Origin of the sequence: Polaromonas sp. (assembly GCF_013817205.1) — a bacterium.
Classification (GTDB): domain Bacteria; phylum Pseudomonadota; class Gammaproteobacteria; order Burkholderiales; family Burkholderiaceae_C; genus Polaromonas.
Genome location: NZ_JACDDD010000064.1, coordinates 10,080 through 22,202 on the forward strand (window position 1 = coordinate 10,080; position 12,123 = coordinate 22,202).

At 63.4% G+C, this 12,123-nt stretch carries 11 protein-coding genes and 1 riboswitch; of the genes, 3 read left to right on the top strand and 8 right to left on the bottom strand.

Going from position 1 to position 12,123, the window contains the following annotated elements:
* Positions 1-76: 76 nt before the first annotated feature.
* The 5 genes from lptB to argS all read right to left on the bottom strand — a co-directional run bounded on the left by lptB (position 77) and on the right by argS (position 4,769).
* Positions 77-844 (bottom strand): LPS export ABC transporter ATP-binding protein, encoded by a 768-nt coding sequence (gene lptB / locus H0W47_RS14025; RefSeq protein ID WP_296925458.1) that lies wholly within the window; start codon positions 842-844, stop codon positions 77-79.
* Positions 845-854: 10 nt separating this feature from the next.
* Entirely contained in the window at positions 855-1,472 is a 618-nt protein-coding gene (gene lptA / locus H0W47_RS14030) for a lipopolysaccharide transport periplasmic protein LptA (protein WP_296925460.1), read from the bottom strand.
* Between the two features lie 196 nt (positions 1,473-1,668).
* Positions 1,669-2,322 carry a thiol:disulfide interchange protein DsbA/DsbL gene (locus H0W47_RS14035; protein WP_296925462.1) on the bottom strand — a complete coding sequence of 218 codons (654 nt, stop codon included), beginning with the start codon at positions 2,320-2,322 and terminating at the stop codon, positions 1,669-1,671.
* A 62-nt stretch (positions 2,323-2,384) separates the two neighbouring features.
* On the bottom strand, positions 2,385-3,089 hold the full coding sequence (locus H0W47_RS14040; protein WP_296925463.1) for an SPOR domain-containing protein: 705 nt from the start codon (positions 3,087-3,089) through the stop codon (positions 2,385-2,387).
* Between the two features lie 3 nt (positions 3,090-3,092).
* Positions 3,093-4,769, bottom strand: a complete 1,677-nt coding sequence (argS, locus tag H0W47_RS14045; RefSeq protein ID WP_296925465.1) for an arginine--tRNA ligase — start codon at positions 4,767-4,769, stop codon at positions 3,093-3,095.
* Between the two features lie 60 nt (positions 4,770-4,829).
* Positions 4,830-4,922, top strand: a riboswitch (glycine riboswitch).
* Positions 4,923-5,138: 216 nt separating this feature from the next.
* Between argS and H0W47_RS14050 the strand changes: the two genes are divergently transcribed.
* Positions 5,139-6,446 (top strand): D-amino acid dehydrogenase, encoded by a 1,308-nt coding sequence (locus H0W47_RS14050; RefSeq protein ID WP_296925466.1) that lies wholly within the window; start codon positions 5,139-5,141, stop codon positions 6,444-6,446.
* Positions 6,447-6,459: 13 nt separating this feature from the next.
* Here the strand turns inward: H0W47_RS14050 and H0W47_RS14055 are convergent, their stop codons facing one another.
* The 3 genes from H0W47_RS14055 to H0W47_RS14065 all read right to left on the bottom strand — a co-directional run bounded on the left by H0W47_RS14055 (position 6,460) and on the right by H0W47_RS14065 (position 9,151).
* Positions 6,460-6,909, bottom strand: a complete 450-nt coding sequence (locus H0W47_RS14055; RefSeq protein ID WP_296925468.1) for a DUF2214 family protein — start codon at positions 6,907-6,909, stop codon at positions 6,460-6,462.
* A gap of 19 nt (positions 6,910-6,928) precedes the next feature.
* Positions 6,929-7,912 carry a LysR family transcriptional regulator gene (locus tag H0W47_RS14060; RefSeq protein ID WP_296925469.1) on the bottom strand — a complete coding sequence of 328 codons (984 nt, stop codon included), beginning with the start codon at positions 7,910-7,912 and terminating at the stop codon, positions 6,929-6,931.
* Positions 7,913-7,975: 63 nt separating this feature from the next.
* Positions 7,976-9,151 (bottom strand): CaiB/BaiF CoA-transferase family protein, encoded by a 1,176-nt coding sequence (locus tag H0W47_RS14065; protein WP_296925477.1) that lies wholly within the window; start codon positions 9,149-9,151, stop codon positions 7,976-7,978.
* 211 nt (positions 9,152-9,362) lie between these two features.
* On the opposite strand from H0W47_RS14065, the gene H0W47_RS14070 reads away from it, so the two are divergent.
* Both H0W47_RS14070 and H0W47_RS14075 read left to right on the top strand, forming a co-directional pair.
* A complete protein-coding gene (locus H0W47_RS14070) occupies positions 9,363-10,088 on the top strand; it encodes a haloacid dehalogenase type II (protein ID WP_296925471.1) in 726 nt (241 codons plus the stop codon).
* A gap of 46 nt (positions 10,089-10,134) precedes the next feature.
* The coding region (locus tag H0W47_RS14075; protein ID WP_296925473.1) for a malate synthase G at positions 10,135-12,123 on the top strand (1,989 nt) is incomplete at its 3' end.

Genomic DNA, 12,123 nt, shown 5'->3' on the forward strand with positions numbered 1-12,123 from the left:
CCCCCCCCCCCCCCCCCCCCCCCCCCCCCCCCCCCCCCCCCCCCCCCCCCCCCCCCCCCCCCCCCCGCCCCCATGGCTACATTTTGAAGTGCTCGCCGAGGTAGACCCGGCGCACATCGGCGTTGTTGACGATCTCGGACGGCGTGCCGGCGGCCAGCACATGGCCGTCATTGATGATCACGGCGTGGTCGCAAATGCCCAGGGTTTCGCGCACGTTGTGGTCGGTGATCAGCACACCGATGCCACGCGATTTGAGGAAGCCGATGATGCGCTGGATCTCGATCACCGCGATCGGGTCGATGCCGGCGAAGGGTTCGTCGAGCAGGATGAAGCGCGGCTGCGTGGCCAGTGCCCGGGCGATCTCGACGCGGCGGCGTTCGCCGCCGGACAGCGCCGGCGCCGGCGAGTTGCGCAAGTGGTCTACGCGCAGGTCCTGCAGCAAGTTGTCGAGGCGCCCATTGAGTACGTCGACCGTCAGCGGCTTGCCGGCCGCATCGGTCTGCAGTTCCAGCACGGCGCGCACGTTTTGCTCCACCGTGAGCTTGCGAAAGATCGAGGCTTCCTGCGGCAGGTAGCTCAGGCCCAGGCGCGAACGCTTGTGAATGGGCATATGTTCGATGGACTCGCCGTCGATGGTGATCTCGCCGGCATCAGCGCGCACCAGCCCGACGATCATGTAAAACGACGTTGTCTTGCCGGCGCCGTTGGGCCCGAGCAGCCCCACCACTTCGCCCTTCTGGACGGTGAGCGAGACGTCCTGGACGACCTTGCGGCTTCCGTAGGATTTTTGCAGGCCGGCGGCTACAAGGCGGCTGGCGTGGGCGGTATCCGGGGGCACATTCATTGAGACAGGTTTACTTTTTGTCATCGCCCAGCGTGGTGCTGGGGCGCAGGGTGGGTGACGGACCGGCGGGCGGAGGTGGGACAGCGGCGCCGGGCCGGCTGCGCGGCGTCAGCAGCGCGCGGATGCGGCCGGTCGGGTTGGCGGCGGTGCGGGGCTGTCCAGCGCTGTCAACCGTGAACACATCAGTGGGGTTGTCGTAAATAATCAGGTTGCCGGTGGTTTCATCGGCCAGGGCGGCGCCCACATAGCGGCGCAGCACCGCCTGCTTGATGAACTTGACGGTGTCGGGGCGGCTGTTGTATTCGATGCGCTCGCCTTCACCCTCGATGAACTCGTCCACCCCATCGCGCTTCTTGCGGTAAAACGCCAGCTTGTCGGGAGCACCGTACACCAGGGTGGTCTGGTAACCCTCGGCGTCCTGCGTCACGTCGACCCGCGCACCGCGAATGATGATGGTGCCCTTGGTGATCACCACATTGCCAGTGAAAACGCTGGTTTGCTTGAGGTCGTCATACCGCAGCGCGTCGGCCTCGGCATTCATGGGCTTGTCGCGATCGGCCTTTTCAGCCGCAGCCGGAAAAACCGCCAGGGCAGCGGCCAACATCAGTACACAGGCGGGATGGTTCATAAAAGGCACGAATCTTGCTGCTTTGGTTGGGTTGCCTCATTGTAGCCATGCAAGCGGCCAAATTGTGCGGGCATCTCTCGACAAACGTAGGGGGCCTCCTCTTTTCAAGCAGGGGCCGCGGAACCGGCTTGCCAGGCCGCAGGCGCAGCGGCCCCCAGGGGGGCAGGGAGCGACACGCAGTGCGCGACCGTGGGGGCTAACCTTTTCTGGCCTGGACCACCAGGTAGTCGGTGACCTGCAGGGCACGGTCCATGTTTTTGGCCAGCTCGCCCGAGGTATAAAAACGCCCGGCCACGCCCAGTGCCGGCACCCCGTCCACCTTGTAAGCGTCCTGCAACTGAGTGGCCTTGCGGGCCTTGGTGGCGATGGAAAACGAGTTGTACATCTCGCTGAATTTGGCCCGGTTCAAGCCCTGCTTCTCAGCCCAGGCCGCCACCAATTCGGGCGTATTGAGCATCTGTTTTTCGGCGTGGATGGCATAAAACACCTTTTTGTGCAATTCTTCCACCTTTTTCATGGCCTCAAGCACGTAATACAGGCGCTGCTGTGGCTCGAAATCCGGCCGGAACGACACCGGTACGCGCCGCACGACCACATCTTTGGGCGTCTTTTTGATCCACTCCTCCAGTGCCGGCTCAAAGCGGTGGCAGTGCGGGCAGCTATACCAAAAAAACTCCACCACCTCGACTTTGCCGGCCGGGGCGTCCACCGGGGCAGGTTTGTCTAGGACCAGGAAGTCGGTGCCCGCGCGCGGTGCGGCGGGGGCCTGGGCCAGCGCCGTGGTGCTCAGCGCCCCCAGCGAGGCAGCAGCAGCCACTGAAGTGGCAATCGAAAATTCACGTCGTTTCATCAAACATTCTCCGTTGAGGCTGGCGGGGTGCGATCAGGTTGGACACCCTGCCGCCAGAAAGTTCAGCGCTGCACGCGCACCAGGGCGGTTTCGACGCCGTTGCCGTCCAGCCGTTCCTTGGCACGGTCGGCGTCATCCTTCTTGTCAAAGGGGCCAAGGCGCACGCGAAAAACGGTGCGCCCGGATTGCTCGCGCTCGGTCACTTTGGCTTCCAGGCCCATCAGCGAAATCTTGGCGCGCTGCTGCTCAGCGTCTTCCGGCGTGCGGAAGGCACCGACCTGGACAAAGTAGCTAAAGGGGTCAGCGCCCGCAGCGACGGCAGGTGCCGGCGTAGTCGCCGGTGCCGTCGGTGCCGTCGGTGCCGTCATTTTCGCCTTGGCCAGGTCGCCAATGGGATCAGCAGCCGGTTTGGCGGGCTTGGCCGGATCGGCAGCGGCCGGTTTTTCCGCCGCGACCGGCGGCTGGGGCGTCACATCGGTCACCGCCCCGCTGGCGGCAGGCTTGGCTGGGTTTTTGCCATACAGCGGTGCGTTCGGGTTCCAGTTCTGATTTTTCCTGGCTTCGGCAGCGTCGTGGTCGGGACTGCGCGACTGGCCCTTGCTCATAAAGGGCACCGGCACCTTGGTGATGTAGACCGCCACGGCCAGCGCCGCGCCCAAGCCGATCAGCGCACCGATGATCAGGCCCAGCAGGGTGCCGCCGCGTTGTCTTGTCGGGCCGTGCCCGGTCAGCGAGTGGGAGAGCTTGCGCGCCATGGTGATGATCATTCCTTACATTTTGCGCGGGGCATCGACGCCCAGCACAGCCAGTCCATTGTGCAACACCTGCGCGGTCGCCGCGACCAGCGCCAGCCGCGCCAGCTTGACTGCTTCTTCATCCACGAGGATGCGCTCGGCATCGTAATAGCTGTGGTAGCTGGCGGCCAGTTCACGCAGGTAAAAAGCCACGTCGTGCGGCGCCAGGCCTGCGGCTGCATTGGCCAGCATCTCGGGGTAGCGGGCGATCAGCAACATCAGCGACTGGGCCTGGGGGCTGGACAGCGCGGTCAGGTCCACGTCCTTGAGCGCGGCTTCGTCGCCGCCCCAGACCGTGAGCACCGAGCAGATGCGTGCATGGGCGTACTGCACGTAATACACCGGGTTGTCGTTGTTTTTGGCCACCGCCAGGTCCACGTCGAAGGTGTACTCGGTGTCGGGCTTGCGGCTGAGCAGAAAGAAGCGCACCGCGTCCTTGCTGGTCCACTCGATCAGGTCGCGCAGGGTGACATAGCTGCCGGCGCGCTTGCTGATCTTGACCTCTTCGCCGCCCCTGACCACACGCACCATGGTGTGCAGCACATAGTCGGGGTAGCCCTCGGGAATGCCCTCACCCGCCGCCTGCAGGCCGGCGCGCACCCGGGCAATGGTGCCGTGGTGGTCCATGCCCTGGATGTTGATGGCTTTGCTGAAGCCGCGCTCCCACTTGGCCAGGTGGTAGGCGACGTCGGGCACGAAGTAGGTGTAGCCGCCGTCGCTTTTGCGCATGACGCGGTCTTTGTCGTCGCCGTAGTCGGTGGAGCGCAGCCACAACGCGCCGTCGAGCTCGTAGGTCTTGCCGGCGGCTTTCAGTTTGGCGACGGTGTCCTCGACCCGGCCCGAGCTGTAGAGGCTGGACTCCAGGTAATAGTTGTTGAACTTGACCGCAAAGGCCTGCAGGTCCAGGTCCTGTTCGCGGCGCAGATAGGCCACGGCGAACTGGCGGATCGCATCAAGGTCGTCGATGTCCCCTGAGGCGGTGAACTCGCGGTCATCGGACTTCACGGTTTTTTTCGCGATGAAGTCGGCGGCGATGTCGGCGATGTAGTCGCCGTTGTAGGCGGTTTCCGGCCAGCCGGCGTCACCCGGCTTCAACCCTTTGGCGCGCGCCTGGGTGCTGGTAGCCAGGGTGTGGATCTGCACGCCAGCGTCGTTGTAATAAAACTCGCGGTAAACCTCCTGGCCCTGGGTGGCAAACAGACTGCAGATCGCATCGCCCAGCGCCGCCTGCCGGCCGTGGCCCACATGCAGCGGGCCGGTCGGGTTGGCCGAGACAAACTCAACCAGCACACGCTGCCCGACTTGCTGCGGCTTGACGCCGTAAAGGCGGGCGGCTTGCAGCACTTCGCGCACAGTTTGCTGCTTGGCTTCGGGCTTGAGCCGGAAGTTGATGAAGCCGGGGCCGGCGATTTCGATGGCATCGACCCAGCGCTGGTACACCGGCGTGGCGAGCAAGGCGGCTTTCAGGCTTTCAGCGAGCTGGCGGGGATTGAGCTTGAGCGGCTTGGCCAGCTGCATGGCGGCCGTGGAGGCAAAGTCACCGTGGGCCGCCACCTTGGGCGACTCAAAGGCGGCCTTGGCGCCGGCGCCGGGTGAAAGATTTTCCAGCTCGGCGGCCAGGGCCGCGAGCAATTCTTGTTTGACGAGGAGCATGCCCTGATTTTAAGGGCGCGCGCCACAACGACCTCTTCTGACGCAAGCCGTGGCAGAATGCGCTTTCATTCAAGAGAGAGTTTGCGCCCCGGCGCAGACCGCCGAAGGCGCAATCTCCCATGATCGCTCAGGCTCCCGTATTGAATGAAACACGCCGAATCTGGAGAGAGCTGCCGCGCCATGCGGCAACCACCGAAGGAGCAAAGCCTGCTCAGCGCCGAATGCGCCGCAGGCTGAATCTCTCAGGTACCAAGGACAGTGGGAGCGGCACCCCGACGGGTGTTCGCTGTCGCTTTGAAATGCTATCTATTTCATAGCTACTCGCGCTCACCCTGCAAGGGCTTGCGACCTTTTTTCCTTGGAGTTTTCATGAAAGTCACCGTTTTGGGTGCCGGCGTCACCGGCATTGCCTCCGCCTGGTTTTTGCATCAGGCCGGCCACGACGTCACCGTCGTCGAGCGCCAGCCCGGCGCAGGACTGGAAACCAGTTTTGCCAACGGCGGCCAGGTCTCGGTCAGCCATGCCGAGCCCTGGGCCAACCCGGGCGCCCCGCTGAAGGTATTGAAGTGGTTGATGCGTGAAGACGCGCCACTGCTGTTCCGCCTGCGCCCCGACCTGAACCAGTGGCTGTGGGGACTGGACTTTTTGCGCAACTGCACACCGGGCCGCACGCGCCACAACATCAAGCAGATGGTGAACCTGGGCCTTTACAGCCGTGCTACGCTGCAAAAGCTGCGCGCGGACACCGGCATGGACTACCAGCAAAGGATGGCCGGCATTTTGCATTTCTACACCGACGAGACGGAATATGCCGATGCCCAGGCACCCGCCGCATTGATGCGCGAGTACGGTTGCGAGCTCGACATGAAAACGCCTGACGAATGCATCGCCATCGAACCGGCGCTGGCAGCCAGTCGCAGCCAGCTGGTGGGCGGCAGCATGACGGCCAGCGACGAGTCTGGCGACGCCCACCAGTTCACCGCGAAACTGGCGGCCCTGTGCGCGTCGGCCGGCGTGGAGTTTCTGTACAACACCCGCATCGTCGGCGCCCGCAAGGAAGGCGACACGCTGAAGGGCGTGCAGATTGCCAATGCCGACGGCATCGTCAGCGAGGTCCAGTCCGACGCCTATGTGATGTGCCTGGGTGCCTATAGCCCGCAATGGGCGCGGCTGCTCGGGCAGACCTTGCGCATCTATCCGGCCAAGGGCTACTCGGTCACGCTGCCGGTGGTCAATGAAGCGGCGTCGTTCAACGTTTCATTGACCGACGACGAGTACAAGCTGGTGTTTTCGCGCTTGGGCAACCGGCTGCGGATCGCCGGCACGGCCGAGCTGGGGGGCTACAACACCGACCTGAACCTGGTGCGCTGTGAAGCCATTGTGCGCCGCGTGCGCCAGCTTTTCCCCGACATAACCGACGGAAAAAATGCGCAGTACTGGACCGGGCTGCGGCCGGCCACGCCGTCCAACGTGCCCTACATAGGCGCATCAAAAACCCGCAAGCTGTTTCTCAATACCGGGCACGGCACACTGGGCTGGACGCATGCCTGTGGCTCCGGCGCGGCGATTGCCGACATCGTGAGCGGCCGGGTGCCCGAGGTGGATTTTGCTTTCACCGGGCTGGCGCAAGTGCCCAAGCTTGTTTCGTTGGGCAGGCCAGCAGCAGTCCAGACTTGACTGCGGAGGGCTTCTAGCCGAACCCGCGCGCCAGAAACACCGCCGCCAGCGGGATAAAGGGCAGGATGTGCGCCTGAACCATGATCAGCTTGCGCGCTTTCTGCACCTCGGCGGCGGCTGGCAGGGCGCCGCTGGCAGCCAGCTCGCGCTGCCAGCGGCCGAACATCAGCGTCGGTTTTATTGACAGCAGTCCTATGGTGATAAACAGCGCCAGCTTGAGATACAGCAGAGGCTGGGCGCCGTACCATTCGCCTCCCTTGGCACCGAGAAAAACGCGCAGCAGGCCGGTCAGAAAAACGGCGCCCGCTGCCGCGCCATAAATCAGGTCAACCCTACGCAGCCGCTGCACCACGGCCGCATTCATCCACTCCACACGGCACAAGGCCGCTTCACTGGCCAGAAAAACCACCATGGTCAGGATGGCAAGAATGTGGGCATAAGCGAGCAGGGCTTCCAGTGTCATGGCGGGTCTCGTCGGGGTTTCAGTGGTGGCTGGGCTGCGGCGCGGCCCAGAATTCGGGCTGGCCATAGTTGTGTTTGAGAAAGTCTATCCATAGCCGCACCCGCAGCGGCAGATGCTTGCGCTGCGGAAACACTGCGTAGATGCCGTTGGGCGGTGCGTCAAAGTCCTGCAACACCGCCACCAGCTTGCCTTGCGCAATCTCGGCCTTGACTTCCCAGGCGCTGCGCCAGGCGATGCCGTGCCCCGCCATGCACCAGTCATGCAGCACCTGCCCGTCCGAGCAATCCAGCGGGCCACCCGGTTTGAGGTGGATGACTTCGTAGTCGCCGTCACTTGCCGCGTTGGTCAGGGCGCGTTCATGTTGTCCCCCTTCGGCGTTGCGCGGTACACGAAACGCCCAGCCGCGCGTCTGCGACGCCTCACTCGACAGCGTCAGGCAGTCAAATCTGGAAAGGTCGTTGGGGTGCTGCGGCGTTCCGTGGCGTTTGAGGTAGTCGGCAGTGGCTACACACATGCGGCGGTTGTCGGCCATGCGCACGCTGACCAGCGAGGAATCCGGCAGGTCGCCTACGCGAACCGCGCAGTCAAAACCCTCGCCCGCCAGATCAACCACCCGGTCGCTGAGGTTCAGCGAGATCGTGACTTCGGCATGCAGTTGGCGAAAGCGCGGCACCAGGGGCGCCACATGCCGGCGGCCGAAACCTGCAGGGGCGGTGATGCGCAGGTGGCCACTGGCCTTGACGCCGCCAGCCGACACACTGGCCTCGGCATTCGCCACATCGATCAGCAAACGGTGGCAATCTTCGAGAAATGCACTGCCTTCGTGGGTGAGCGTGAGGCGGCGGGTCGTGCGCACCAGCAGCTTCACCCCCAGGCGCTCTTCCAGCGCATCAAGGCGTCGCCCCATGATGGCAGGCGCCACACCCTCGGCATTGGCCGCCGCAGTCAGGCTGCCGCGGGTGGCCACCGAAACAAAGGATTCCATCTGCTTGAGTTTGTCCATGCAAATTGATTATGCGTCTAAAAGGTGGCAATTATCTCGGTCCAAGCCTTGATTACATCGCCGTCAACTCGACGCACCCACTACGCCCTGCGCCAGCAGGCGCTGGATATCGGCCTCGGCATAACCCAGGCCTGACAGCAATTCGCGACTGTGTTCGCCCAGCGCCGGCGGGCTCAGGCGCACGCCTGGACGCCGGCCGTCCAGCGTCAGCGGCAGCAGCGGTACCGTGGTATCGCGGCCGTCCGGCAACTTCAGCGGTGCGAGGCCGCCGGTCTGCTGCAGATGCGGATCCTCAAACAACTCCTGCGGCCGCGTGATGGGCGCAAACGGCAGGCCCCGGGCCTCGAAAATACCGCTGAGCTCGGCTGCGCTGTGCAGTGCCAGCCGCTGCCGCAACATGGGCAGCAGCCAGTCGCGTGAGCGCACGCGGTCGTTGTTGCTGGCTAGCCGGGCGTCATCCTTGAGGTCGGCAAAGCCGAACGCCTCGCAGAACAGCAGCCACTGGGTGTCGCTGACCACCGCCAGAAAAACCTGGGCGCCGTCCTTCACGGTGAAAACGTCGTAAATGCCCCAGGCCGAAATCCGGTCGGGCATGGGCGCGGCCGGCTCGCCGGTCACCGCAAACTGCATCATGTGCTGGGCCACCAGAAAGACATTGTTTTCAAACAGCGCCGCCTGGACTTCCTGGCCCCTGCCGCTGCTGGCGCGTGCCGCCAGGGCCGCCATCGCGCCGATGGCGCCAAACATGCCGCCCATGATGTCATTGACGCTGCTGCCGGCGCGCAGCGGGTCGCCGGGCCGACCGGTCATGTAGGCCAGGCCGCCCATCATCTGCACCACTTCGTCGAGCGCCGTTCGGTGGTCGTAAGGGCCGGGTAAAAAGCCCTTGTGGCTCACATAAATCAGGCGCGGATTCAGACGGGACAGGCTGGCATAGTCCAGCCCCAGCCCCGCCATGGTGGCGGGCTTGAAGTTTTCGCTGACGATGTCGGCCGTCGCGATCAGCCGCAGTACCAGCTCGCGCCCCTCGGGCCGCTGCAGGTCCACTGCGATGCTTTTCTTGTTGCGGTTGAACAGCGGGAAAAAACCCGCGCCCGACCCCAGCAGGCGGCGCGTGTTGTCGCCCCGCAGCGGTTCGACCTTGATGACTTCGGCCCCCAGGTCGGCCAGCACCATGCCGCAGGTCGGACCCATCACCATGTGGGTGAATTCAATGACGCGGATGCCTTCAAGCGGCAGGGGCGCTGCGGCGCAAGCAGAAGCAGAAGGGGCTTCTGCAGCCGCTTTTTGCGGCGGGATGGGCTCGGACACGGGGAATCCTTGAATGCGTCAGGAGGCCAACCCCGGCGGGGTTGTGAAAGGCAAATTATGCGGCGCTAGCGTTTGCGCCGATTATGTACAAATGTGTCATGGATAAAACGCTTTTTTGAAAGTTAATCTTTGTCAAAGTATGAAATACAGTCTAGCCATGGAAAACCTCAAGGCTGGTGCGGCCCTTCCACGCGCTGTTCTTTTTGATGCTTACGGCACGCTGTTTGACGTGTACAGCGTGGGCCTGCTGGCGGAACAATTGTTCCCCGGCCATGGCCAGGCGCTGGGCCTGCTATGGCGAGACAAGCAGATTGAATACACCCGGCTGGTCACCACCAGCAACCACGGCACGCATTACCAGCCCTTCTGGGAGCTGACGCGTGCCGGCCTGCGATACGCATGCAAGCGCCTGTCGCTGGACCTCACCACGGACCGCGAACTGCGTCTGATGAACCAGTACCGTCACCTGTCGGCTTTTCCGGAAAATCGCGAAGTGCTTCAGGCCCTGAAAAAGCGTGGCATCGTCACGGGCATTCTTTCCAATGGCGACCCGGCCATGCTGGAGGTTGCCGTGAAATCGGCCGGACTGGACGACCTGCTGGACCATGTGCTCAGCGTCGACCACATCCGCAAATACAAGACACATCCAGAGGCCTATGCGCTAGGTCCTGCGGCGACCGGCCTGCCTGTGTCGCAAATAGCCTTCGTCAGCTGCAACAGCTGGGACGCGCTGGCTGCCACCTGGTACGGCTACCAGACACTCTGGGTCAACCGTTATGCGCTGCCGTTTGAAGAGCTGGGTACCCAGCCCTCAAGGACTGGCGCCAATTTGCGCGATGTGCTGGGTTTTTTCCCGGCATCCTGACCATTCATTTCGACCCGTTTTGTTTTTCTTTTCTTGAGGTTTCACCATGACAACACCCACCCCACGCACTTCCCTCCACCGCCTGCAGGTGGCCACGGTTCTGCAACGCTTTGTCGACGAACAGGTCTTGCCCGGCACGGGCGTGGACCGAGCCGCCTTCTGGAAGGGCTTTGACGCCATCGTGGCGGACCTGGCACCGAAGAACCTGGCCCTGCTGGCCGAGCGCGACCGCCTGCAAACCGAGATGGACCGCTGGCACAAAGCCCACCCTGGCCCGATTGCCGACATGAAGGCCTACCGTGCTTTTCTGGAGCAGACCGGCTACCTGGTGCCGGCGCCGAAAAAAGTCTCCATCACCACCGGCAATGTCGATGCCGAACTTGCCAAACAGGCCGGCCCGCAACTGGTGGTGCCCATCCTGAACGCACGCTACGCGCTCAACGCAGCCAATGCACGCTGGGGCTCACTGTATGACGCGCTGTATGGCACAGATGTCATCCCGGAAACCGACGGTGCCGACAAAGGCAAGGGCTACAACCCGGTGCGCGGCGCCAAGGTGATTGAGTACGCCCGCCACGTGCTGGACCGCACCGCGCCATTGGGCAAGGGCTCGCACATCGACTCGACCGGCTACGCTGTCAAGGGCGGCAAGCTGGTGGTCTCGCTCAAGGGTGGCAAGACCAGCACGTTGGCAGATGCCCGCCAGTTCATCGGTTTTCAGGGCAAAGCCTCGGCGCCGACTTCCGTTCTTCTGCAGCACAACGGCCTGCATATTGATATTCAAATCGACCGCAGCACACCCATCGGTAAAAGTGATGCGGCTGGCGTGAGCGACCTGGTGCTGGAAGCGGCTCTGTCGACCATTCTGGATCTGGAAGATTCGGTGGCCGTGGTTGACGCCGACGACAAGGTGCTGGCCTACAGCAACTGGCTGGGCATTTTGCAGGGCACGCTGACGGAAAGCGTCACCAAGGACGGCAAAACATTCACCCGCGGCCTGAACCCGGACCGTGAGTACACCTCGCCCAAAGGCAAACCGGTCACCCTGCACGGCCGCTCGTTGATGTTTGTGCGCAACGTCGGCCACCTGATGACCAACCCGGCCATCCTCTATACCGCTGCCGACGGCTCGACCAAAGAAATTCCGGAAGGCATTCTCGACGCCGTGGTCACCACCACGATCGCGATGCACGACCTGAAACGCAAGAACAGCAAAGGCATCAAAAACTCGCGCAAGGGCTCGGTCTATATCGTCAAACCGAAGATGCACGGCCCGGCAGAAGTGGCTTTTGCAGCCGAGCTGTTCACCCGTGTGGAAAAAATGCTGGGCCTGCCTGACAGCACCGTCAAGCTCGGCATCATGGACGAAGAGCGCCGCACCAGCGTCAACCTGAAGGCCTGCATCGCCGCAGCGAGCAGCCGCGTGGCCTTCATCAACACCGGCTTCCTTGACCGCACCGGCGACGAGATGCACACCGCCATGCACGCCGGCCCCATGATCCGCAAAGGCGACATGAAAACCAGCGCCTGGATTGCCGCCTATGAGAAGAACAACGTGCTGGTCGGCCTGAGTTGCGGCCTGCGCGGCAAGGCGCAGATCGGCAAGGGCATGTGGGCCATGCCGGATTTGATGAAAGCCATGATGGAGCAGAAAATCGCCCACCCCAAGGCTGGCGCCAACACCGCCTGGGTACCCAGCCCGACCGGCGCCACGCTGCACGCGCTGCATTACCACCAGGTCCAGGTCAGCAAGGTGCAGAAAGACTTGGAAAAAATCGACGCCAGCAAGGAGCGCAATGCCCTGCTCAACGGCTTGCTGCAGGTCCCCGTCACGGCCACCCCCTTCTGGACCGAGGAAGCCAAACAGCAAGAGCTCGACAACAACGCTCAGGGCATTCTCGGCTACGTGGTGCGCTGGATTGACCAGGGTGTGGGCTGCTCCAAGGTGCCCGACATCCACAACGTCGGCCTGATGGAAGACCGCGCGACGCTGCGCATCAGCAGCCAGCACATGGCCAACTGGCTGCTGCATGGC

Coding starts and splice junctions, on each gene's coding strand:
- lptB (WP_296925458.1), bottom strand. CDS start 844: ATGAATGTGCCCCCGGATACCGCCCACGCCAGCCGCCTTGTAGCCGCC.
- lptA (WP_296925460.1), bottom strand. CDS start 1,472: ATGAACCATCCCGCCTGTGTACTGATGTTGGCCGCTGCCCTGGCGGTT.
- H0W47_RS14035 (WP_296925462.1), bottom strand. CDS start 2,322: ATGAAACGACGTGAATTTTCGATTGCCACTTCAGTGGCTGCTGCTGCC.
- H0W47_RS14040 (WP_296925463.1), bottom strand. CDS start 3,089: ATGATCATCACCATGGCGCGCAAGCTCTCCCACTCGCTGACCGGGCAC.
- argS (WP_296925465.1), bottom strand. CDS start 4,769: ATGCTCCTCGTCAAACAAGAATTGCTCGCGGCCCTGGCCGCCGAGCTG.
- H0W47_RS14050 (WP_296925466.1), top strand. CDS start 5,139: ATGAAAGTCACCGTTTTGGGTGCCGGCGTCACCGGCATTGCCTCCGCC.
- H0W47_RS14055 (WP_296925468.1), bottom strand. CDS start 6,909: ATGACACTGGAAGCCCTGCTCGCTTATGCCCACATTCTTGCCATCCTG.
- H0W47_RS14060 (WP_296925469.1), bottom strand. CDS start 7,912: ATGGACAAACTCAAGCAGATGGAATCCTTTGTTTCGGTGGCCACCCGC.
- H0W47_RS14070 (WP_296925471.1), top strand. CDS start 9,363: ATGAAATACAGTCTAGCCATGGAAAACCTCAAGGCTGGTGCGGCCCTT.